Here is a 23,711-nt window from a genome sequence, read left to right as displayed (position 1 = left end):
GATCGACTGCTATTGCCCATCGTGATCGCCGAGCACTCTGTAAGTTTGACGCCGTGGAAAGTTGCGTCAATCTTGGCGCGCGGAACGTTCCGTACTGCGGTCACGCCTGCGTCACTTTATCTGACGCTGAACGAGTGCAATGACGGCGCCGGCCAGGGAAATGATTGCAATCACGTAGAAGCAGTCCAGTACGCTCATGAAGCTCGCCTGATGCGCTGCCATGCGCGCGAATTCTCCGAGGGCCGCACCTTCGGCCTGCGCGGTATTCATGCCGCGCTCGGCGAACGCATGAGCCATCGACTGCAGCGCGTTCTCGAAGACCGGGTTGTAAGGGGTTGCAAACTCCGCCAGGCGGGTTTGATGGAGCGCGAGGCGGTGCTGATCCAGGATGATGATGGACGCGGTCGATAGCGAGTATGCAAGCTGCTTGACGATATTCTTCAGTCGGTAGCCGTGCGTAAATTCGTGATCCGGGAAAATCTGGAACGCGACGTTTCCGTTCGGCAGAGCGATGAACATCAACAGGAAGCCGCGCACGATCAGCGGTGCCAGGAGCCACGACACACTCACATCGGGCGGGAGGTGGATAAACCACACGGCGATGAACGTAGCCATCAGGAATCCCGGAACGATCAACAGCTTCTTGCGCGTCACGAACTTCGCGTATCGGAAATACAAGAACGCCACGACGATCGACGACAGCGACGTGAATCCGACGATTCGGCCCGCATTCTCCACCGGGTAGCCGAGCCCGCCTTCGAGCAATCTCGATATCAGATAGCCGATTGCATTCGTGATGTAGTAGTAGAACGCATAGAGCACGATGGCGACTCTGAAGGGGCCTTCTCGCAATGCGCTCAACCGAATAAGCGGTTTGGGGTGGTTCCATTGCTGCCAGGCCACCCAACCGAGCGCGAGCAGGCCCGCTGCGGTAAGGAGCAACAGTATCGGCGACGTGCTGAACAGCTCGAAGCGGACCTGCTGAGCGACGATCTGCAGCGCACCGAGCGCGAGCGCGAAAATCAGGTAGGGCCAGAGATGCGTGTCGCTGCGCAGTGCCGGTTGGCGTTTGCCGATATGCGGGACGACCAGGAACGCGAATACGGCCAGTGCGAGCCCGGCGACCGTCGTGCAGAGAAAGAGCGCATGCCAGCCAAAGTTCGCAATGAGCACGCCACCGACTAGCGGCGCAAGGGCGCTCGCCAACAGGATGATTGTCAGGAACAGGCGCGTCGCCGGCGGGCGATTCTTGGGCGAGAAGCCGGTCTGCAAGAGAATCCGGCACGTACCGAGCATCGGCCCGATGAAATAGGCCTGAAAGCCTCGTGCCGTCGCTAGTTGAAATGATGTAACGCTGAGCGATGCCGCCAGTGAGCCGATCGCGAACATCAGCAGGCAGCCGCTGAGGTATCGGCGGAACCCGATTCGCTCGATCAACCATTGCTGTTGAAGAATGCCCAGTACCGAGGCGACTGCATATGCAGACGAGGACCACACCAGTTCGTCCGGAGGTACGTTGATCCCGCCGGCCACGTAGCTGCTGAAAAACGAGAAAGCGGTATTGTCGAAGTAGTCGAGTCCGACCGACAACGCGATGGCCCATGGAAAAAGGTCGTGACGAAGATGACGGTACGTCAGCGACCGTGCGCGGGAGAACGCCATGATCACGATTCTCCGTTGCCAGACCCGGACGAGGCCGAACGACGCTCGCGAGCGGCGAGACGTTCACCTTCGAGCACTTCCGCAGGGGTACCGGCGAGTCGTCGCCGCAAGTACTCGAGGTCATCGTTCAGCTCGTTGCGCAGTGTCTCTGCGTCTTTCAATTCACGTCGGACCTGCACGATCCGGGCGTTCAGGCGGGTGATCTGCTCGGCAAGACCTGACGAGATCTCGTGCAACGACTCGGCGGAATACTGCCTGCGGCCGTCGGCCTCGATCGCCAGTGGCTGCTTGAGCATTTCGGTGATGCCGTGGAGCGAGAACCCGAGGGAGCGCAGTCGCAGGATCCGTCCGAGCTTGTCCAGATCGGCGACGCTGTAGAGCCGGTACCTTCCGTTGCTCCTGGCTGGAATCACCAGGCCGAGTTCCTCGTAATACTTCAGGGTGCGGGGCGTCACGGCCAGCTGCCGGGCGGCCTCGCGTATCGCGACGAGTGGTGAATTCCTGGCTTGCATCGAATGAAAGAGGGGGAGGGCAGTTGCCCGCGCATACGGATTCACGCGGCGCGTGTGGGCGCTGCATGGAACGTCAACGTATGCGTACAGGTTGGGCGAAAATGAAGCGCCGACATTCCGTCGGCGCTTCGCTGAGTCGAACTGGCGTGTCGAGAGGAGCGCGGTCGATCCGCCACGCGGAATCCGGGAGCCGCGCTACCCATCGATTCTGTTACCCGTATAGATGTGCGATCCGAGCGGGAACGGCCGGTCCGTCAAGCCATGACGATGGTCTTCGATTCCATGAACGCGGTCAGCCCTTCGACGCCGCCTTCACGCCCGATGCCGGACTGCTTGAATCCGCCGAAGCCGATCGAAAAATCGGTGCGCGGGCCATTGTGGCCGACCGTCCCCGAGCGGATCTGGCGTGCCACGTGCAACGCACGGGCGCTATCGTTCGTGAACACCGCGGCATTCAGGCCAAACGGGGTGTCGTTCGCCATCCGGATCGCGCTGGCTTCGTCGTCGGCGGGAATGACGCTCAATACCGGGCCGAAGATCTCGTCCTGAGCGATCGTCGAACGGTTGTCCACGTTGCCGAATACCGTCGGCTCGAAGAAGAACCCGCGCTGCAGCCCAGCCGGCCGTTTGCCGCCGGCTGCCAACGTTGCACCTTCTGCGATACCCTTTGCAACGAATCGCTCGACGGTTTCGCGTTGCCGTGCGCTCGCAAGCGGGCCGGAGGTCGTCTCCGGCGCAAAAGGATCGCCGACGACGATCTGTTTGGCGATGTTCGACAATGCCTCGACCATCGCATCGTGCTTCGCACGAGGCACGATCACTCGCGTCAGGCTGTGGCAGATCTGCCCGGTGTTGTAGCCGAAATAGGACGGCCCGAGGATGTTTGCCGCAGCTTCGACATCGAAATCATCGAGGATGACGGCGGGCGATTTGCCGCCGAGTTCGAGCGTGACGCGCGCGACGCGATCGCCGGCAATGGAAGCGATCCGGCGGCCGGCGCCTGTCGATCCCGTGAACGTGATCTTGTCGACGCCGGGATGGCGAACCAGCTCCTCGGATACGTCCCGATCGGCCGTCACGACATTGATCACGCCGGGCGGCAAACCGATTTCTTCGCAGATCTCGGCGAACAGGTAGGCCGAGCAGGGCGCTTCGGGCGACGACTTGATCACCAGTGTGCAACCTGCGAGTAGCGCCGGCGCGGTCTTGTACGCCATCAACCCGGCAGGACCGTTCCACGGAATGATTTCCCCGACGACGCCGACCGGCTCGTAGACGCGATAGCCGAGATTGCCGGTAACCGACCGGTGCTCCTCGACGAACGGGAAGGTCGACGCCATTGCTGCGTACTGGCGAAATGCGCCGCTGATGAACAGCCCGATACGCGGCTGGGCGATCTTGTACACGATCCCGGTCTCGATCGACCAGATGCGCGCGAAATCGTCGTTCAGCGCTTCCAGCCGTTCCGCGAACTTCTCGAGATAGACCGCGCGTTCCTGCGGCGTCATGCGGGGCCACGGGCCGTTGTCGAATGCGTCACGCGCCGCGGTGATTGCACGCTGCATGTCGGCCGACGCGGCTTTTGCCACGGTCGCCACGACTTCTTCCGTCGCGCAGTCGAGCACATCGAACGTTTCGGCGGTGGACGGTGCCACCCATTGCCCGCCGATGTAGAACTCTCGGGGATGCTTGAGGTCGATCGTTCTCTTGGTCATCTAATTCTCCATGGCCGTCTTCGACGGCGCTTTCCAAATTCCGGACGGCACGGGTGTGCGTGCCGTCAAAATACGATGACGCCCTTGCCACTCGTTTGTTGGTTGAAGTGTGCGTAGGCTTCACCGGCTTGCTCGAGACGCCACTCTTCGGTAAAGAGCTTGTCTACCTCGACACCGTGATCGGCGATGAAGTGGGCACAGTCCTTCATGCCGACTTCGGAGAAGGTGAAGGAGCCGATCAGCGTTCTTTGCTTGCCGATCAGGTCTTTCATTGCATCGATGGTCAGGTTCCCGCCGACCGCGACGAGAACGACACGCCCCCATACTTTCGTGCTGCGAATCGCCTGCGCGCGCGGCAGTTCACCACCGGCACATTCGACTGCACAGGACACGCCTTTTCCGCCCGTCAGCTTGTGGATCTCCTCGACCGGGTCGACCTTGCTGGCGTCGATGCCATGCGTGACGCCGAATGCCTTCGAGCGCTCGACGCGACTCGGGTTGATGTCGATGCCGATCACCTCGATACCCATTGCGGCGGCGAGTTGAGCGGTGGAGAGGCCGACAGGGCCGAGGCCATAGACGGCAAGCGTGTCACGCGCGCTGATATCCAGACGCAGCAGCGCGCCGTATGCCGTGCCGGTGCCGCACGAGATGGCCGCACCGCCCTTGAACGACACTTCCTGCGGCAGATGGACCAGGGACGATACCGGTACCTTCATGTAGTTCGCATGCCCGCCGTGACTCAGCACGCCGTAGATGCGCGCGCCGCGATCGCACAGTTGGGTCCAGCCTGTCCGGCAGTGGTCGCAGCAGCTGCAACCCGCGTAATGAAAGACCATGACCCGGTCGCCGACCCGGAACGTTGCGGGATCGACGCCCGGGCCGACCGCGGCCACGACGCCGCACGGTTCATGACCGCCGATGACCTGGTCGGATTCCATCCGGTCGCGCATGCCTAGCATGCTCAACGATTCCGCCATCCCGTGGCGGTAATAGTGAAGGTCGGTCCCGCACATGCCGGACGCCTTCATTTCGATGACTGCTTCGCCGTATCCCGGAACGGGATCGTCGAAGTTGAGGAGGTCGACCTTGCAATTTCCCTGAAAGACCATGCCGCGCATGATAGTTCTCCAAATCTGGTGCGTAGGCTCGGTGCGAGCGGTGCAGCGCTTGCGCGAGGCGTCAATGTTCCGATGCCGGCGCTGTGAGCTCACGCACGACCCGTGGCGCGATCAATGAATGGTCAGGCCGCCCGTCGGACTCAGCGTTGCACCTGTCAGGTAGGCTGATTCGTCCGATGCCAGGAACGCGACGACCTGGCCGATATCCGTCGGCGCCGCAACACCGAGCGGGCAGCCGGCGACGACCTTTTCGTATTGTTTGCGGTGTTGTTCCGATACCTTGCTGTCGGCACCGAACACGGCGTCCCACGATGGGCTGTCGCGCACCACCGTCACGCAAACGCAGTTGACCCGGATCTTGTCGCGCGCCAGTTCCTTGGCGATGACTTTGCTGGCGCGAATCAGGCCGCCGGCAAATGTCGAAACGGCCGTTTGGCCCGGGGTGGGGACCCGGCCGCCTTCCGACGTCACGAAGATCACGCTGCCGCCGCCACGAGGGCGCATGTACGGCAACGCAGCCTGCACCGGAAAGAGCTTGGCGGCCGTATTCTCGGCAACCAGCGCCGCAACGCGTGCGAGGTCGATATTGGCGAATGCGCCTCGAACCTGGGGAGACCGCGCCTCGTCGTCATTGCCGCCGGCATTGGCGACGACAATGTCGATGCCGCCATGGCGGCGGGCGGTCTCCGCGGCTAACGCGTCCATATCGTCTTTCGATCGCACGTCTCCCGACAGGAAATCCGCAATGCCGCCAGCCTGCCGGAGCTCGGCGAGGACCGACTCTGCCTTCGCTGCATTTCGCCCGCTGATCACGACTGTGGCGCCGCGCGCTGCGAGCTGCAACGCGATGCCTTTGCCGATCCCACCGGTGCCGCCGGTGACGATGGCTACTTTCCCTTCAAGACTGCTCATCGAAATTGCCTTCAAATCATGGAGAAGTTCGTTCGAGCTCGCCTGTCGGTCGGATTCGCACGACATTGCAATTCGTGCGAATCCGGCTGGCGGATCGAGAAGTCTGGCGGCGAAAGGTCAATAACCTCCGCGGCGCGCCGTATATCTGCCTGGGCAATAGTAGGTACGGAGCGGCGGTAATTCGAGTGACGTTTTTCGAATGCGGAGTTGCTTATTTTCGAATCCGGCTTTCGTCGAGCCCCGGCATGGCAGACGAATGGCTGTCTGACTCGTCGATCGACGCGTGAAACTCGAGTTGCTCTCAACTGGCAGTGCGGCACCGCGTTCGCGAAACCGCAACGCCGCTTTCGCGAATCTGCATTTGTACGAGGCGGTGGGCGCCCCTAGGATTGACCGAGCTGGCGGGCTTCGTTCGGCAACGAGTAGCCCCGGCAAATTGCCGACGCGCATGGTGCGTCGCTTTCCGAGGCAGGCAGTGGCTCGGATACAAGAGGCGGGGTAGCGATACTCGATCCCGCAAAAAAAATCGGAGACAAATTTGCAACGCTGCAAAGGCCAAGGCCCGTTGGCGGGTCTCAAGGTGGTCGAGATCGGCGGCATCGGACCGTTGCCGTTCTGCGCCATGCTGCTAGCCGATCTCGGCGCCGACGTATTGCGAATCGACCGTATCGTGCCGTCGGACAGCGGTGTTTTGCTGGAAAGCCGGTTCGACCTGTTGCGTCGTAGCCGCCGCTCGATCGCGATGGATCTGAAGAATGGCGCGGCAGTCGAGGTGATCTTGCGCCTTGTCGAGGGCGCAGACGCCGTCATCGAGGGTTTTCGTCCCGGTGTGGCCGAACGGCTTGGCGTTGGCCCGGACGACTGTCTCGCGGTCAATCCGAAGGTCGTCTACGGCCGCATGACGGGCTGGGGGCAGGACGGCCCGCTCGCAGACGCGCCCGGCCATGACCTCAACTACATCGGATTGACCGGCGCGCTCCATTCCATCGGCTCCGAAAACGGCCCGCCGGTGCCACCGCTCAATCTCGTCGGAGATTTTGGCGGCGGCTCGCTTTATCTTGCGCTGGGGGTCGTCAGTGCGATGCTCGAGGCCCGGAGCTCCGGACAGGGGCAGGTGGTCGACGCGGCTATGGTCGACGGCTCCGCGTCGCTGATGACCCTGATATACGGGATGCATGCCGGCAACGCATGGATCGACCGGCGAGGCTCGAATCGGCTGGATTCAGGCGCGCCCTGGTATCAGGTCTATGAAACGAGCGACGGCCGCTACGTATCGCTCGCATCCAACGAGCCGCGCTTTTATCGCGAGACGCTGACCCTGCTCGGCGTGGCCGACGAAGCGCTTCCGAAGCAGCACGACACGGACGGATGGCCGCTGCTGCGCGCACGCTTTGCCGAGATATTCAGGCAGAAGACCCGGGACGAGTGGTGCAACCTCGCAGCCGGAACCAACGTGTGCATTGCGCCGGTGCTCTCATTGACGGAAGCACCGAAGCATCCGCACAACGTCGCACGAGCAACGTTTCAGGAAGTGGCCGGCGTGGTACAGCCCGGCCCGGCACCGCGCTTCAGCCGCACGCCAGGTGCGATCCAGCGGCCCCCCGCCCGGATCGGCGAGCATACGGACGAAGCGTTGCTCGACTGGGGGTTTGCCCAACATGAGATTGATGCGCTGCGCAATCGAGAGGCGATTCGGTGAGCGCGCGTGGACGATTCCAAAGATGAATGAAAAGGAGATGTGATGGAGGAGACAATTCATGATTCGCGTGTCGGAACGAAGATAGGTGCCGATCGGCCGTTGGCCGGCATTCGGGTACTCACCGTCGAAAACTTCATCGCGGCGCCGTTTGCTTCGATGTGGTTGGCGGATGCCGGCGCGGAAGTCGTCAAGATCGAGACGCGCGAGGGCGGCGATTTTTCCCGTAGCACGAATCCTGTCAAAAAGGACGCGGACGGCAAGCCGAGCGGCCTCGCCTTTTTACGGGCGAATCGAAACAAGAAGAGTGTCACGCTCGATCTCAAGCACCCGGAAGGCCGGCGCATCTTCACCGAACTCGCCGCGCAAGCCGATGTCGTGATCGAGAATCTGCGGCCGAACGTGATGGACCGGATGGGGCTCGGGTATGCGGACCTGAGCAAGATCAATCCACGCTTGATCTACGGCGCCATTTCCGGGTTCGGACACGACGACATACTGCCCAGTCCGTACGGTGACTTCCCGGCGTTCGATATCGTTGGACAGGCGATGAGCGGGCTGATGTATCGTCCCGAGCGGAGCGACGACCGACCGACCTATCTGGGCTTCTCGCTCGCCGATATCGAGTGCGGGATCCTGGCGCTCTATGGCGTCGTGCTTGCGCTCCTGCATCGGCATACGACGGGCAAGGGCAAAAAAATCGACATCTCGATGGTCGATGCGTCGTTGATCCTGAACGAAATCTCCGTCGCGATGTATTCGGCAACGAAGCGGACATCGCCCCCCGGTGTGCACGCAGTCACCGCGCCGTTCGGAACCTATCGTGCGAAAGACGGGTATATCGTCATCGCGGTACTGGGCGAACACATCTGGAAACGGTTCGCGGAAGTCATCGGCCGCCCGAACCTGCCGGACGATCCGAGATTTGCCGATGGCATGTTGCGCAAGCAGCATCTGGACGACCTGAATGTCGAGATCGACGCATGGCTCGCGGATCGATCACGCGAAACGGCACTGGCCGAGCTGCGCGCGGGCGGCGTGCCTTGCGCCAACGTGAACGACGTGCCAGACCTGTTCGAATGTCCGCACGTTGCTGCACGCAAGATGCTCATGACGCTCGACGACCCGGTATGGGGCCCCATTCAGGTGGCCGGCAACCCGGTCAAGATGTCGGATGTTCCGGAACCGGAAGCCAAGACGCCGCCGCGTCTGGGCGAGCACAACGCGAACGTCCTGCACGAGTGGTTGGGTATGGACGACGGTGAAATCGGAAAATTGCGGGAAATGAACGTGATCTGAATCCGGTAAACCGATGGCGCGTGCCCGCTTCGCACGGATCGTCTCATGCGCCGCACAATGTCGGGGCGACCTCTGCTTCTCGACTCCCCTGGGGATATGACCGATATCGCCGAGGCTGTCCCGGTCGCCTCTTCTTCGACTCCCAATTGACGCCCGATCCCCCCCGGCTTAGTCTCTATGGCTCATTTCAGCAATCCAGCCGAGCGAGAAGACCAAGGAGAGGACATGGCCGGGCTCAGTCTCCACAATCTGACGAGACGCGTCGACCTTTTCACGTTGCGGTTGTTTCTCACCGTCGTGGAGGAGCAGCAGATGCGACGCGCGGCGGTGAGGGAGAACATCACGCCGTCAGCTGCGACGAGGCGGATCCAGGATCTCGAAGAGATTGCGGGCATCGACCTGTTCGAGCGATTGCCGACCGGCATGGTCCCGAGCGCTGCCGGCGAGGTGCTGGCCCGTCACGTGCGTTTGCTGTTCGAGAATCTCGACGTGATGCGGCGCGAGGTGGCCGAGTTCACCGAAGGCGTACGCGGTCATATCCGCATCGGCTCCACCAGCACGATCATCGTCCAGTTTCTGGCGCGCGAGATCGCCGAGTTCACGCGGGACTTTCCCTTCGTCGACATCGAGTTGCAAGAGGACGCAAATACCAACGTGGTCGGTGCCGTCGTGGCCGGCAAGGCCGACGTGGCGATGTTCTATGCCACCGACGACATCGACCGGAATGCGCTGGAGATCATCGAGTATCGTACCGACCGTCTCGTTGCCGTCGTGCCGAAAGGGCATGGCCTCGGGGAGCGCGCCAGCGTCACGACGAAGGATCTCCTCGAGCAGAACGTGATCGGCATCTCGGCGACGACTTCGATGATGACCCAGCTGCGAAATGCAGCCGCCGCGCTGGGACGCGAACTGGATGTGAAGTATCGGGTCAGCACGATCGAGGCGGCACGCAGCCTGGTCAAGGCGGGGCTGGGCGTGATGATCCAGCCCGAGAGCATGCTGCCGGTCGAGGATCTCAACAAGGTAACGCTCGTGGCGCTGGACGAACCATGGGCATTGCGCCGGCTCTGCATCGGGACGAGGCGTGGCGATTCACTGACGGCAGCAACGAGGGCGTTCGTTGCCCGGTTCACTGACTGATAGCGGCGGTTCCAATGACACGCAGCACCGACACTCGCGCGGTGCGGCGTGCTGTGCCGTTCGTGCGATGTCCCCTCACGATTTGCCCGGCAATATCCCCCACACCGCTGAATAAAGCATTCCCTTCAATAAGCCGTGTCGTCTGGGCGGCATCGTCGCGACCGTCGACAAGATCGATGAATTCGTCCATCGGCACGTTGCCTTATACCTGTCGCGCCTCGCGCGCACGGCGCTTTTGATCACACGAAAGTTGATTCGAATCCGCCGAATTGCCGCTTCGAAATCCGTCACTTGGTCGATAAATTTCGCATCCCTATAGTGGGCGAGAAGATAAAAAAACCCGGTCGTGAACGGGAATTCGTGAGTAAAAAGGAGACAACGTGAACGCATCATCCATTCGGACTCGCAGCAGCCTGTTCGTAGTCGTCTTGTGCTTTCTAACGATCGCCGTCGACGGTTACGATCTCATCGTCTACGGCGCAACGGTGTCGTCCCTGTTCGCGGAGCCCGGATGGGGGTTGAGCGCATCCGGTGCGGGAATGATCGGGAGCTGGACACTGGCCGGGCTGATGCTGGGCCTGTTCGGCGCCGGCTCCCTGTCCGATCGCATCGGCCGCCGGAAACTGATCATGGCCGGCGTGCTCTGGTTTTCCATCGGTTCGCTGCTATGCGCAGTGGCTCATTCCCCGACGCAACTGGGTTTTGCCCGTTTCCTCACGGGCATCGGGTTGGGGAGTGTGGTGCCTTCGTCGGTGGCACTGAGTATCGAGTACGCGCCTCGCAATCGCCGCCAGCTGTATAGCGCACTCGCGCTGACGGGCTATGCGATCGGCGGCGTCGTGTGTGCGCTGCTGGCGATGTCGTTGCTGCAGAGTCACGGATGGCGGGTGCTCTATGCCGCCGGCGCGGTGTACGTCGTCATCCTGCCGGTCATGTATTTTTTCCTGCCGGAGTCGGTCAATTTTCTGGTCGACAGCAATCGAATGGACGAAGCGCGAGAACTGGCGACCCGCTATTCGATCGACTTCGAGCGTGTCCTGGCTGACAGCGCCAGCCAGCGTCAGCTTCAATCCGCATCCAGCGAACTGCGCGGCTTCAAGCTCGCGATGTCGTCGGACTGGCGGTCCGCGGTGCTGCTGTTCGCGGTCGTGTGTTTCTGTGGCCAGATCGTCGTCTATGGAATGAATGTCTGGCTTCCGACGCTGATGCGCAAGGCCGGGTATCCGCTCGGATCGTCGCTGCAGTTTCTTCTGGTGATGCAATTCGGCGCCGCCGTGGGCAATCTGTGTGGCGCGTGGCTGGCCGATCGTTTCGGATCCCGCAAGATACTGATTTCCCTTTTTGCCATTTGCGCAATTTCGTTGCTGGTCATGAGCCAGAAGCCGGATTACATCTGGTTGATGCTCGCCGTGTTCGGTTCAGGTCTGGGTTCGATCGGATCGACAACGCTCGGCTACGGCTACATTGCCGCGTACTTCCCCGCATCCTGCCGCGGCTCAGCCATCGGCACAGCCCAAGGTCTGGGGCGGATCGGCTCGGTGCTGGGGCCGATGATCGGTGGGTGGGTTGTCGGGTCGACCCTGGGACATCAGTGGAATTTCTACGTGTTCGCGATTCCGTCCGTGATTGCCGCCATCATGGTGACCCAAATACCGAAAAAGACGCGTGTGGACGTGTCGTTGGCGAAGGCCTGATCCGACGTTGCCGTCTCGACGCGCGGCCACGCACGGCGGCGTATGCGCGCCCCGTCGACTGCATGCTCGGCGACAGGTGCATGCTCGGTAGCGCACCGACGCCGGAATGATCGCGACCGTGCCCGACGATTCCAAAACAGGAACGTCGGGCACGTTTCATTTGGAGCGCGCGGCGGCCTCACGCGATCGAACATGACCGTCCCTCGAAGCAGATCGCCCGACGCGAAGGTGTCGCTTACCGTCTTCGCCATTTTCGAATTGCCGCTTCGAAAATGACCAGTTGGATCGCTTCCGACGTGGCCCTAACCTGAAGGTCATGACGAACAAGGCCGATGCGCGAGCAGACGCCACACAACTGGAGCGAAGACAAATGGCAAACTTTCTCGACGAATCGCAAACGATGTGGCTCGACACCGTGAACAAGTTCATGGACAACGAGATCACCGTCGAATACGTGCGCAAGTGCGACATGAATCGCGACTACCCGTACGAGGCGTACGAAAAGATCGCGAAGCAAGGGTGGCTTGGCATCCTGATTCCGGAAGCCGAGGGCGGCTCGGGCGGCGACATTTTCGACTACTCGCTGATGGCCGAAGGCCTCGGCAAGTTCGGCTTCGACTTCGCGTGCTCGGTGCTCGTGCCGACGTTCACCGCGATGAACATCATCAAGTTCGGCACGCCCGAACAGAAGAAAAAATACGTGCAGCCGTTCATCGACGGCAAGATCCGCTTCTCCGTGTCGATTTCCGAGCCCGATGCCGGTTCCGATGCGGCGAACACGAAGACGCGCGCCCGCCGCGACACCAACGGCGACTGGATCGTCAGCGGCCAGAAGCTGTGGTGCAGCGGCGCGGCGGCGAAGGACACCGTGATCGCGATGCTGGTGCGCACGAGTACCGACGACAAGCACAAGGGCCTGTCGGTGCTGCTGATCCCGAACAACACGCCGGGGATGGTGATCAACAAGCTGCCGACGCTCTCGCGTCACGCGACCGGTACGACCGAGATCTTCCTCGACGAGGTGCGTGTGCCGGGCGACGCGCTGCTGGGCGAGGAAGGGCAGGGCTGGAAGATCATCACCGAACACCTCGAGCTCGAGCGCTGCGCGGTGGCCGCCGCTTATACGGGTAACGCCCAGCAGGCAGTGACGACGGCAACGCGCTACGCGCACGACCGTATCCAGTTCGACCATCAACTGTACGACTTCCAGGTGATTCGCCACCTGCTCGCCGACTGCCAGACGAAGGTCGACGCGGCGCGCCTGCTCTGCTATCGCGCGGCGCGGATGGCGGCGGACCATGTGCCGTGCAGCCGCGAGGTGTCGATGGCGAAGCTGTATGGGTCCGAGACGCTGAAGGAGTGCGCGCTCGCCGGCATGCAGATCCTGGGTGGCTACGCCAACCTGCCGGAAGCCGACATGGAGCGCTACCTGCGCGAAAGCATTCAATCGACGATCGGCGGTGGCACGTCGCAGATCCAGCGCACGATCATCGCGAAATCGATGCGCCAGTAACGTCGTATCGCTTCATCCGAACGGAGCGCGCGGGCAGGACCGCGCGCCGTTACCCCGAATTCAACAGGAGACACCGTAATGAGCGTTATCAACAACAGCATCAACATTCCGCTCGACGAGCTGGAGGTGGGCACCAAGTTTCGTTCGCCTGGCCGTACCGTGACCGAGAGCGATGTCGTGATGTTCTGCATGTTCACGGGCAACTGGATCGAGATCCACTCGAACAAGGAATACGCGGAGAGAACGCGCTGGGGCGAGCGCATCGTGCAGGGCATGCTGACGTTCTCGCTGATCTCCGGCCTGCTGCAGTTCGGCCCGGCGATCCAGGCGAACTACGGCGTCGACAAGATGCGCTTCCTGAATCCGGTGAAGATCGGCGATACGGTCTACGCGAGCGCCGAAGTCATCGCCAAGAAGGAGAAGGACGACAAGTTCGGCGTCGGCACAATGCTGATCCAGGCATACAACCAGCGCGGCGAAGTCGTGCAGCGCAGCGAATGGAGCCTGCTGATGCTGCGCAAGCGCGCGGATCTCGAGGCGCTGATCGCTGAAGCGCAGCCCGAGTTCAAGGTCTGAGGAGCGCGGTCATGACTCCTCGTCCGGTTGCGGCGATCGTCGGCATGGGTGACGCCTATGCGTCACGTGCGAATCGCAAGGACCCGCTGCAGTTGGCCGCCGAGGCAACGCTCAATGCGCTTGCCGACGCGGGCATCCGCAAGGACCAGGTCGATGCGGTATTCACGGGACGCTCGCCGTGGGCCGACAAGCGTTCGCAGTGGAGCAATATCTTCATCTCGCACATGCAGATGCCGGTGACGCTCACGAGCGAGCTGACGATGCATGGCGCCGGCCTGACGTCGACGCTCGCGATCGCATCGCAGATGATCGCGGCCGGCCGCGCGGAATACGTGCTGTGCCTGCAAAGCGATGCGACCGAGCTGTTCGTCGACGCGGTGGCGATGGGCGCGGAAGCCGACGCGGACCCGCAGTTCGAAATCCCGTACGGCCCGACGATTCCGGCGTTGTATGCGCAGGCGGCGCAGCGCTACTTTCATGAGTTCGGCATCACCGAGGACGATCTCGCCGATGTCGCGATCGCGAATCAGCGCTGGGGACGTCATCATCCGCACGCGGCGAAGGCGAAGTTCGGCGAGATCGATCGCGCGGCCGTGCTGTCGTCGCCGTATGTGGCGACGCCGCTGCGGCGCTGGATGTGTTCGACGTGGGGCGGCGGCACGGGTGGCGCGCTGGTCGTGACCTCGCCGGAAAACGCGCGCAACGCACGTGATCCGGTGTACCTGCTCGGTTACGGATCGGCCACGACGCACGAATACCTGACCGACCGCATGAACATGCGTCGATGCAGGTTCGACAGTCTCGGCGCATTTCCGAACCTGACGACCACTGCAACGGCCGAGGCGGCGCGACAAGCGTATGCGATGTCGGGGCTGACGCCTGCCGACATCGACATGGCGCAGATCTCGGTGAACTTCGCGCACATGGGGCCGATCGTGATGGAGGATCTCGGTTTCGCGAAGAAGGGACACGGCATCGACCTCTATCGAGAAGGTCGTACGAGCGTCGACGGCGACCTGCCGACCGACACGAACGGCGGCTGGCTGTCGTTTGGTCAGCCCGGCATTTCTTGCAACATGGACAGCATCGTCGAGGCCGTTCGCCAGTTGCGCGGTGAGCCGCTTGGACTGGCGCCAACGCGCCGGCCGAAGACCGCGCTCGTGCAGGGCGCCGGAGGGATGCTTGCCGCGGGTGCGGTTCTGCTCCTGTCGTCCGAGACCTGATACCCGACCGAGAGGATCCCATGACGGAAACCCATTTGCCGAACAGCTGGCCGCAACCGTACCGGTTGCTCGATGCGCAGCCTTACTGGGACGCGCTGGCCGACGAAAAACTGACGTTCCAGCGCTGTAGCGCATGCCGAGAATCGGTATGGCCGGCGCACTCTTTCTGCACGCACTGCGGTGCGAAGTCGCTGGACTGGACGCAGTCGTCCGGCCGCGGCGAGATCTATTCATTCAGCACGATCACGCGCGGGCCGACGCCGGTCTGGGCCGGCATCGTTCCGTACACCGTCGGCTTCATTCGCATGGACGAGGGCTATTTCCTGTTCTCGCAGATCGACGAAGCACCGGAGGCGATACGGATCGGTCAGCGTGTCGAGGTCCGGTTCGTGCAGCGTGGCGAACAGAAGTTGCCGGTTTTCGTGTTGTCGAAACAATAACGCTGACTGCGTGATCAGGCATCGCGCGTCGGCTCGCGGCCGAGTCCGTATCGATGCGGCGCCGGCCGATGCTGCGATGACCTGATCGAGACATTGAAGTGGAGGAGCGACATGTTACGAGATCTACCGCTTTCGAACGTGGTGGTGGTTGAATTGAGCGACAGCGCGTCCGCGCCGTTCAGCGGGAAAATACTCGCATCGCTCGGAGCAGAAGTATGGAAGGTCGAACGGGCGACGGGTGATTCCGCGCGCGGGTGGGGGCCAAGCATGTGGAAGGGCAGCGGCGCGGCCTATCATGCATTGAATCGCGGCAAGCGCAATATCTGCATCGACATCAAGGACAAGGAGCAGCTGGCGACCTTGCATCGGCTGATCGCCGAGCGTGCCGACGTATTCATTCACAACCTGCGGCCGGGGGCGGCTGCGGATTATGGGCTCGACGCAAACAGCCTGCGAATTACGAAGCCGGAGTTGATCTGCTGCGAGATCGGTGCATTCGGCCATGTCGGACCGATGAATACGCTTCCCGGTTACGACCCGCTGATGCAGGCATTTTCCGGGATCATGAGCATCACGGGCGAAGAAGGTCAGGCACCGGTGCGAGCAGGGGTGTCGATCGTCGATTTCGGCGCGGGCATGTGGGCTGCCATGGGCATTCTGGCAGCGCTGTACCGGCGCCAGATGAAGCACTGCGGGGCGACCGTCAATGCCTCCCTGCTGGAGACCGCACTGGCGTGGATGTCAGTCGGCATCGCGAACTACAACGCCGACGGCGAACCGGGTGGCCGGCATGGGTCGGGCGTCGCGTTTATCGTGCCGCACCGTGCGTTCGCGACCGCGGATGGCTTCCTCATCGTGAGTTGCGCGAACGATCCGCTCTTCGCGCGGTTGTGTGCCGCGCTCGACCATCCGGAATGGGCGACGGACGAGCGGTTCGCGACGAACGCGGGGCGCCTGAAGAACCGCGCCGAGATCGACCGCCTGATCGGCGACCGGTTGTCGACGGGAACGCGGGAGTTCTGGACGGAACGGTTGCAGGCCGCCGGAATTCCGGTTGCGCCGATTCAGACGACCGCGGAGGTGCTGGCGCACGAGCAGACGCAGGCGCTCGGCATCATCGAGAAGCCGTCGGACGACGAGATCGGTATCGTCGGCCTGCCGCTTTCGTTCGACGGCAAGCGTTCCCCGCCGCTGCATCTGGCGAAGGATACCGGCGCTGACAATTCTCTCCTCGACAGTCTTCTGAAGGTCAGTCATTAGCCGCTTTTTCCGAAGCAGACGACGATGCGGCATGGCGGATACAGTGCCGTTCGAGTCGTCAAGCGCCACTTGGTGATCCCGCCAGCCGCGCAATTTGGGTCGGTTGGCGGGTCATTTATTGGCGTACCGGACAGATGACGTTGGTGTACGATCAGGGTCGACGTCAGTCGACGAGGAAGCACATTTCGCTGCCATCGATGCGTTATCGTGGTGAGGCGTTTGAGAGTGGAAGTGCACGCCGTGTGACATGACGCCTGACAACGTCATGAAGACGTGCACGTGAGGAGACATGAGTACATTCAACCGATTGCACCTGATTCGTCAGGTGGATTTGTTTACGCTGAAGCTGTTCGTGTCGGCGGTTGAGGAGCAGCAGATCGGCCTGGCCGCGATCCGGGAGAACATCGCCGCATCCACTGCAACCAAGCGTATTCAGGATCTCGAAGATATTGCCGGCGTAAAACTTCTCGAACGAGGCCCGAAAGGCGTCTCGCCCAGCCCGGCCGGTGCAGTACTCCTGCGCTATATCCGCAAGATTTTCGACGATCTGGACGATATGCGATCCGAGATCGCGTCGTTCACCGACGGCATGCAGGGCGAGCTGACGATCGCATCCGCACGGTCGATCATCGTTCCGTTTCTATCGCGCGAAGTAGGCGAGTTCAGTCGGGAATACCCGCTTGTCGAACTTGTGATGCAGGAGCTCGAAAACGCTGAAATCGTGCAGGCCGTTGTTCGGGGCGAAGCCGATGTCGGGGTGTTCGCCGCGACACACGAGCTGGATCTCGGCGGTGTCGATGTCACGCCGTACCGGGAAGACAGGCTGATTGCCGTCGTCCCGAAGGGGCATCGCCTGAGCGAGCAGGCCAGCGTGACCTTCAAGGATCTCCTGCCCGAGAATGTCATCGCCGTCACGGCGATGCTGGGGGCGGTACGTGCGGCCACGCGGCGGCTGGGCGAAGAGTACAAGCCGCGCTACAGCGTCCGGAGCGCGGGTGTCGCAGTCAGCCTGGTGCAGGCCGGGTTAGGCGTCACCATTCAACCGGAATGCCTCGTCAGTCATGAACTGTTCAGCCGGGTTGCCGTGCTGGAATTGGCCGAACCATGGGCGTTGCGACGCATTCATATCGCCACGGCGCGCGGCCGAGACCAGAATCCGATTGTGCGTGCACTGATCAAGCAACTGCTGGACCGGCCTCGCGACTGAGTGGCCGCGTCGGCGCTGGATGGCCACGTTCCCGCACTTTCGACATCGAAATCACAACGACAGACAAGGAGAGGCCAGATGCAGCCCATTGTGCTTGGCAGGTTGGAGATTCAGAAGGTTGTCGAGATGGAAACGAGCCTTCCGATCGAAGTGCTGTTTCCGGGCGTCACTGCAGGCGACCTTTCCCAGCTGAAGGGCTGGTACTGGGACGATGTGCTTTCGCTCGATCCGGCTCAAGCGGGGTGCGGCCTGAGCATGCACAGTTACCTCGTACGTTTCAGCGGAAAGACGATCCTGATCGACAGCTGCAACGGGAACGACAAGGATCGCTCGACCGAAGCCTTTCATCGGCTGAATACGCCATGGCTCGACAGGCTGCGGAAACTCGGCATTGCGCCGGAAGATGTCGACATGGTCATGTGCACGCACCTGCACGTGGATCATGTCGGCTGGAACACGCGCCTCGACAACGGGCGCTGGGTACCGACTTTCCCGAATGCGCGCTATGTCATGAACAGGCGCGATGTCGACCATATCAGTTCGCCGAGCACCCATGCGATGATTCGCGAGCCGTGGCTCGATTCCATCTCGCCGGTGATCGATGCCGGGCAGGCCGATCTCGTCGACGGAGACGAGGTCATTCTCGGGAAGGTGGGTGACGGCATGTGGCTGCGGCCGGCGTATGGCCACTCGCCCGGCAGCTGCATGATCCACGCTTGCTGCGGTGGTTCGCCGGCGGTATTTTCTGGCGACGTGGTGCACCATCCAGTTCAGCTGATCCGCCCGGATCTTCATTTCGTGTACGACTGGAACGGCGATCTGGCGGAACAGGTGCGCATCGCGCTGCTCGAGGAAATTGCCGGAACCGATACGATGCTGTTTCCGGCCCATTTCAGATATGGATCGGGCGGGCATGTCGAGCGGGACGGCGACAAGTATCGCTTTCGCTTCACCCAGGTCTGACGAGTCGGTCCCGTACGCCGATTCATCGAGTGGTGCCAATGCCCCCTCGATTCGTATCGGTATACCGCGTCAGACGAACGCTGGTTTGACGCCGTCGGTTCCCGGTTTGTTGACCCCCACGTTGCCGCGCATCAGCTTGTCGGGATGTTCGACGAGCTCGGTGACCAATGCAGCGACGCTTTTGCGCGAAACCTCGGTTCCCTTGAACGGTTCGTTCCGTGCCGTGACCTCATAGGCCACTTCATCGTTGTCCTGAAGCCAGGCCGCGCGGAGGATCGTGTATTCCGAGTCGGACGCTTCGATCAGATCGGCAGACTTGCGATAGGGCGGCAGATACTGCCCGATCTCCCGACGGTTCCACTCGCCGAATTCGCCCGGTACTTCATCGTAGATGCCGAGCGAGTTGATGAAGATCAGCCGTTTGACGTTCTTGGCCTTCATGGCGGCCAGGATATGTTCGGTCTGGGTGTCCACGTCGCCGGCCAGGTTGGCATAGACGATATCTTGCCCTTCCATGATCCGTGGCAGGAGTTTCTTGTCCAGTACGTCGCCGATTACGACGCTCGCGTTGGCGGGCTCGTTGCCGGCCAGTTTTTTGGGATCGCGGATGAGGAGAGTCTGTTTGACGTCCTTTTTCTCGCCCAGCATCCGTACGACCCAGCGCGCGATCTGTCCGCTGGCGCCGAGGATCAATACCTTGGTCATGGTGTTTATTCCGGATTTGGAAAGTAGGCTTCGCGCAAGAGCGCAGGAGCATGGTCGATGAGCGTGGCGAGACCTGCGCAAGAGCGGCCACGAGGCCGCAGGTGCATCCCCGCATGGAGCGTTGGGCAACGACGCCAGGAAGACTCGTGTCGGCTCCCTGGCGTGAGACGCGGCGATCGCGGCGATGGGTACTACAGGTTTTCCTTGTAGAAGGGAATCAGCTTGGCCAGCGCCTGGCCGACCGGCTCAGGCTTGTCGTAGAGGTCGTAATGCGACCAGCCTTCGACGACCACCAGTTCCTTCTTCTTCGAGGCGGCACGGCCGATGATTTCACAGCCGTCGCGGTAGGCTCCGAACGCACCGACCTGATCGCCAACCACCACCATCAGCGGCTGCGTCAGCAAGGTTTCGCAGAGGTGGAAGGCATCCCAGCCGATGGCGACGGCCTGATGCGAGAACAGCGCGCGGTTGAGGCCGTTGGGTGCGCGGCCGCGGTCGCTGCGGTAGTACTCGGTGGCGCCCAGCACGTCGATTTCCTTGATCCCGGCTTCCTTGGCCGCCTCGGGCGAAGGCGGCAGCAAGTCGTCCACGCGCAGCGCGGCACCGCGGGCCTCTGCCGTGCGCTGCTTGGCCATGGCCTCCAGCGCACCGATCGGATCAAAGCCGCTGAAGCCTTCGCGCATCAGGCGGCCATAGTTGGCGCCAGTGACCGTACCAACCGCCTTGATGCGGCGCTCGGTCATCGCTGCATTGATCGAGTAGCCACCGCCGCCGCAAATGCCCAGCACGCCAATGCGTTCTTCATCCACATAGGGGAGCGTTACGAGGTAGTCGCAGACCACGCGGAAATCCTCGACGCGCAGTGTCGGGTCTTCGGTAAAACGTGGTTCGCCGCCGCTGGCACCCTGGAAGCTGGCGTCGAAGGCGATGACGACGAAACCTTCCTTGGCCAGCGCCTCGCCATACACGTTCCCCGATGTTTGCTCCTTGCAGCTGCCGATCGGATGCGCGCTGATGATGGCGGGATATTTCTTGCCTTCGTCGAAGTTCGGCGGGAAGTGGATGTCGGCTGCGATATCCCAATACACATTCTTGATCTTGACGCTTTTCATGACAGCTCCGTTCAGGGGGAGGGGGTAAGTTCGCCAGGCCGAATCGTTGGTAGCCAAGCGGCAACGACTCGAATATAGAGAGCCGATTGGAATTCCGTAAGATCGCAATCTGGACTACAGTGGTATCTTCAAATTGACAATGGCACCTACATGGATCCCTCACTGCTTCCGTCTCTCGCGTGGTTCGCCCACGTCGCACATCATCGTAGCTTCACGAAAGCGGCTGCGGAAATGGGCGTTTCTCGAGCAAACCTGTCGCAGAACGTGAAGGCGCTCGAACGCCGGTTGAACGTCAAGCTGCTGTATCGAACGACTCGCGACATGTCGCTGACCGAGGAGGGGCAGCGGCTCTACGAGGTGTGGTATCCCGCGCTGGTCGCGGTCGAGCGGACGGTCGACGCGCTGCACGAGGAGCGCGACGAGCCGTCGGGGTTGATTCGTATGAATACTTCGCGTGTCGCGGCGAAGACGCTGATCGAGCCACACTTCGAGGAGTTCAGCACCCGCTTTCCGAGACTGGGTCTCGAGTTGGTGATGGATGACGGTCTAGCCAACATCGTCGCCGACGGGTGCGACGTTGGAATCCGAATCGGTGAGAGCCTCGCTCAACACATGGTTGCCGTGCCGATAACGCCGAATCTGGAGATGGCAGTGGTCGGCACGCCGGCCTACTTCAAGCGCTACGGCAAGCCGGTGACGCCGACCGATCTGGCGCAGCACAATTGCTTGCGCTTCCGGCAAGTGAGTGGGGCAATTCATCCCTGGGAATTTACGTCGCCGGAAGAGTCGGGCCACAGTTTCATGGTGGAGCCGCGGGGCAGCATCACGACCAACGATGACGACGGCATGATCCGTGCGGCGTTACAGGGCGTCGGGCTCATCCAGCACATCGACATTGCCGTGCAGCAGCATTTGGACTCGGGGGCGCTGGTGCGTGTGTTGCACTCGTGGTGCAAGCCTTTTGCGGGCTTCTATGTGTACGCACCGACCCGCGCACAGATGCCGGCCAAGGTAAGGGCGCTCATCGATTTCCTGGTGGAGAAGCGCGAGGCGATTGTTGCCTCCCTCGCCAGATAGGCTGAGCGGCGTTCGATGCCGACGATCTTTCATGTTTGACGTATTGCATCCATGGGCCTCACCCGCCCGTTGACGCACGGGGTATACGGCAGCTATTTTTCGGCCCTGCACCTGTCGACCTGTTCCGTGGCATGACCAAGGCAAGCGTTTCTGCACTGCAGTGCATACACGCTGTAGTGGCTTTTGCCTGCCAATCGGTTCGGCTGCGCCGGTGCTCTCCCATCTGCCGCGCAAATCCTCCACGAGCCGCAGCTTTCGGGTGTGTTTCCATCGTTTGCGACGTGCGTGCCGGCCTGGTTCGAGCGAACAGGGCAGCCCGAGGCGCCAGCCGCATCCAGCGTTTCAGCCGGCCGCGACACAATCGCCGGCATCGCCTCCAGCGGGAATGCGGCTTGCGACAGCGCACCCCGGGAGGCCGATGACCATGGGCGAGAAACAGGTGTTGGAACAACAGGACGCGGACGATGCGCAGCCCGGTAAAAGCTGGCTACGCCGCCTCGGTCCGGGGTTGACGACCGGGGCGGCTGATGACGACCCATCCGGCATCGGAACGTATTCGCAGGCGGGCGCCCAGTTCGGCTTCAATCTGCTCTGGACCCTGCTGCTGACCTACCCGCTCATGACGGCGATCCAGCTGGTGAGTGCACGTATCGGGCGCGTCACCGGGAAGGGCCTGGCGTCGAACATTCGAGCCTGCTATCCGATCTGGCTGCTTTATGGCGCCGTCGCGCTCCTTGCGATCGCCAACGTGATCAATATCGCGGCGGACCTTTCAGCGATGGGGGCAGCGGTCGACCTGCTCTTGCCCGGACCGCAACAACTCTATGTGGTGGTACTCGGCGTCTTTTCGGTCGTGCTTCAGGTATTGGTTCCGTACGAACGATACGCCCGGCTGCTCAAATGGACCGCGATGGTCCTGTTCGCTTATGTGATAGTGGCGCTGATTCTCCCTATCCCCTGGTCCGAAGTTGCTCGCGCGACGATTTGGCCGCATATCCAGTTGAGCCCGACCTATCTGACCACCGTGGTCGCCGTGCTCGGCACGACTATCAGCCCGTATCTGTTTTTCTGGCAGGCCTCCCAGGAAGTCGAGGAGTTGCACGCGGCGCCGCGTGATCATCCATTGCGCCGCGCCCCCTTTCAGGCGCCAGTTCAACTACGCCGGATCAGTTTCGATACCTGGTTCGGCATGGGCGTATCGAACGTAATCGCGTTCTTCATCGTGCTGACCGCTGCCGCGACCCTCCATGCGCATCACATCGTCGTCAAGACATCGGCCGACGCGGCGCGTGCACTCGAACCGTTGGCGGGCCACTTCGCCTACGTCCTGTTCGCACTCGGCATCATCGGCACCGGCTTGCTGGCGCTTCCGGTGCTGGCCGGCTCGACCGCCTATGCGATGGCGGGGACCTTCAAATGGAGAAACAGTCTCGCGTTACGCGCGACGGTCGCGGGAGAGTTCTATGCGGTCATCGCTGCCGCGGTCGCGATTGGACTGGTCATGACGTTCGTTCATTTCGACCCGATTCGAGCGCTCTACTGGAGCGCCGTCATCAATGGGATCACGGCAGTGCCCATCATGGTGGTGATGATGCTGATGGCGCAGAGCCGGCGCGTGATGGGCGAGTTCGCAATCAGAGGACCGCTTGCGTGGGGAGGGTGGCTCGCGACGCTCGCCATGGCGCTCGCGGCGGCCGGAATGCTGCTGCCGGGATGAGCCGGCAATCCGGATGGAGAATGCGCATGCCCGCGACGCACCGGCGACGCCTCGCCGGACGGCGGGCGTCGCATTCGCCATTCGCCATTCGCCATTCGCCATTCGCCATTCGCCATTCGCCATTCGCCATTCGCCGAGCGCTCCATCGACGACGGTGGCGGCCACGC

At 62.0% G+C, this 23,711-nt stretch carries 21 protein-coding genes; 13 read left to right on the top strand and 8 right to left on the bottom strand.

The window, feature by feature from the left end; all coding sequences use genetic code 11:
• Positions 1-111: 111 nt before the first annotated feature.
• From LXE91_RS38525 to LXE91_RS38505, 5 genes are all read right to left on the bottom strand, one after another.
• The gene (locus LXE91_RS38525; protein WP_046196857.1) at positions 112-1,662 is read right to left on the bottom strand and encodes an MFS transporter; all 1,551 of its coding nucleotides are present in this window, start codon (positions 1,660-1,662) and stop codon (positions 112-114) included.
• A 2-nt stretch (positions 1,663-1,664) separates the two neighbouring features.
• A complete protein-coding gene (locus tag LXE91_RS38520; protein ID WP_039341359.1) occupies positions 1,665-2,174 on the bottom strand; it encodes a MerR family transcriptional regulator in 510 nt (169 codons plus the stop codon).
• A 254-nt stretch (positions 2,175-2,428) separates the two neighbouring features.
• A complete protein-coding gene (locus LXE91_RS38515; protein ID WP_039341357.1) occupies positions 2,429-3,889 on the bottom strand; it encodes an aldehyde dehydrogenase in 1,461 nt (486 codons plus the stop codon).
• Between the two features lie 65 nt (positions 3,890-3,954).
• Entirely contained in the window at positions 3,955-5,010 is a 1,056-nt protein-coding gene (locus tag LXE91_RS38510; RefSeq protein ID WP_039341354.1) for a zinc-dependent alcohol dehydrogenase family protein, read from the bottom strand.
• Between the two features lie 111 nt (positions 5,011-5,121).
• Complete coding sequence (locus tag LXE91_RS38505) at positions 5,122-5,922, bottom strand: SDR family NAD(P)-dependent oxidoreductase (RefSeq protein WP_172625614.1); 801 nt, start codon at positions 5,920-5,922, stop codon at positions 5,122-5,124.
• A 538-nt stretch (positions 5,923-6,460) separates the two neighbouring features.
• Between LXE91_RS38505 and LXE91_RS38500 the strand changes: the two genes are divergently transcribed.
• From LXE91_RS38500 to LXE91_RS38490, 3 genes are all read left to right on the top strand, one after another.
• The gene (locus tag LXE91_RS38500; RefSeq protein ID WP_039341351.1) at positions 6,461-7,621 is read left to right on the top strand and encodes a CaiB/BaiF CoA transferase family protein; all 1,161 of its coding nucleotides are present in this window, start codon (positions 6,461-6,463) and stop codon (positions 7,619-7,621) included.
• Between the two features lie 42 nt (positions 7,622-7,663).
• Entirely contained in the window at positions 7,664-8,917 is a 1,254-nt protein-coding gene (locus LXE91_RS38495) for a CaiB/BaiF CoA transferase family protein (protein WP_039341348.1), read from the top strand.
• A gap of 225 nt (positions 8,918-9,142) precedes the next feature.
• Positions 9,143-10,057 carry a LysR family transcriptional regulator gene (locus LXE91_RS38490; protein ID WP_039341344.1) on the top strand — a complete coding sequence of 305 codons (915 nt, stop codon included), beginning with the start codon at positions 9,143-9,145 and terminating at the stop codon, positions 10,055-10,057.
• On the opposite strand, the gene LXE91_RS38485 is transcribed toward LXE91_RS38490, so the two are convergent.
• A complete protein-coding gene (locus LXE91_RS38485; RefSeq protein WP_135370832.1) occupies positions 10,047-10,247 on the bottom strand; it encodes a hypothetical protein in 201 nt (66 codons plus the stop codon). The two genes, LXE91_RS38490 and LXE91_RS38485, sit on opposite strands and share 11 nt — an antisense overlap.
• A gap of 190 nt (positions 10,248-10,437) precedes the next feature.
• Between LXE91_RS38485 and LXE91_RS38480 the strand changes: the two genes are divergently transcribed.
• From LXE91_RS38480 to LXE91_RS38445, 8 genes are all read left to right on the top strand, one after another.
• Complete coding sequence (locus LXE91_RS38480; protein ID WP_039341342.1) at positions 10,438-11,751, top strand: MFS transporter; 1,314 nt, start codon at positions 10,438-10,440, stop codon at positions 11,749-11,751.
• 370 nt (positions 11,752-12,121) lie between these two features.
• Positions 12,122-13,264: an acyl-CoA dehydrogenase family protein gene (locus tag LXE91_RS38475; protein WP_039341340.1), complete on the top strand. Its 1,143-nt coding sequence runs from the start codon at positions 12,122-12,124 to the stop codon at positions 13,262-13,264.
• Positions 13,265-13,342: 78 nt separating this feature from the next.
• Positions 13,343-13,840 carry a MaoC family dehydratase gene (locus tag LXE91_RS38470; protein ID WP_039341337.1) on the top strand — a complete coding sequence of 166 codons (498 nt, stop codon included), beginning with the start codon at positions 13,343-13,345 and terminating at the stop codon, positions 13,838-13,840.
• An 11-nt stretch (positions 13,841-13,851) separates the two neighbouring features.
• On the top strand, positions 13,852-15,063 hold the full coding sequence (locus LXE91_RS38465) for a thiolase family protein (RefSeq protein WP_039341334.1): 1,212 nt from the start codon (positions 13,852-13,854) through the stop codon (positions 15,061-15,063).
• Positions 15,064-15,083: 20 nt separating this feature from the next.
• Positions 15,084-15,503, top strand: coding sequence for a Zn-ribbon domain-containing OB-fold protein (locus LXE91_RS38460; RefSeq protein WP_039341331.1), 420 nt, complete (start codon positions 15,084-15,086; stop codon positions 15,501-15,503).
• Positions 15,504-15,614: 111 nt separating this feature from the next.
• Positions 15,615-16,763, top strand: coding sequence for a CaiB/BaiF CoA transferase family protein (locus LXE91_RS38455; RefSeq protein WP_039341329.1), 1,149 nt, complete (start codon positions 15,615-15,617; stop codon positions 16,761-16,763).
• 289 nt (positions 16,764-17,052) lie between these two features.
• The gene (locus tag LXE91_RS38450; protein ID WP_039341326.1) at positions 17,053-17,970 is read left to right on the top strand and encodes a LysR family transcriptional regulator; all 918 of its coding nucleotides are present in this window, start codon (positions 17,053-17,055) and stop codon (positions 17,968-17,970) included.
• Between the two features lie 78 nt (positions 17,971-18,048).
• Positions 18,049-18,933 carry an MBL fold metallo-hydrolase gene (locus tag LXE91_RS38445; RefSeq protein ID WP_039341321.1) on the top strand — a complete coding sequence of 295 codons (885 nt, stop codon included), beginning with the start codon at positions 18,049-18,051 and terminating at the stop codon, positions 18,931-18,933.
• A gap of 69 nt (positions 18,934-19,002) precedes the next feature.
• On the opposite strand, the gene LXE91_RS38440 is transcribed toward LXE91_RS38445, so the two are convergent.
• Both LXE91_RS38440 and LXE91_RS38435 read right to left on the bottom strand, forming a co-directional pair.
• A complete protein-coding gene (locus tag LXE91_RS38440; RefSeq protein WP_039341318.1) occupies positions 19,003-19,638 on the bottom strand; it encodes an SDR family oxidoreductase in 636 nt (211 codons plus the stop codon).
• Positions 19,639-19,829: 191 nt separating this feature from the next.
• Positions 19,830-20,750, bottom strand: coding sequence for an alpha/beta hydrolase (locus LXE91_RS38435; protein WP_039341316.1), 921 nt, complete (start codon positions 20,748-20,750; stop codon positions 19,830-19,832).
• Between the two features lie 150 nt (positions 20,751-20,900).
• Here LXE91_RS38435 and LXE91_RS38430 point away from each other — a divergent pair, with 150 nt between their 5' ends.
• Complete coding sequence (locus LXE91_RS38430) at positions 20,901-21,827, top strand: LysR family transcriptional regulator (RefSeq protein ID WP_039341312.1); 927 nt, start codon at positions 20,901-20,903, stop codon at positions 21,825-21,827.
• A gap of 424 nt (positions 21,828-22,251) precedes the next feature.
• Positions 22,252-23,544, top strand: coding sequence for an NRAMP family divalent metal transporter (locus LXE91_RS38425; RefSeq protein WP_039341382.1), 1,293 nt, complete (start codon positions 22,252-22,254; stop codon positions 23,542-23,544).
• Positions 23,545-23,711 lie beyond the last annotated feature (167 nt).

This window comes from Burkholderia contaminans, assembly GCF_029633825.1.
GTDB lineage: Bacteria > Pseudomonadota > Gammaproteobacteria > Burkholderiales > Burkholderiaceae > Burkholderia > Burkholderia contaminans.
Note: the sequence above shows the minus strand (reverse complement) of the source record. Positions and strands in the feature narration are given on the sequence as shown.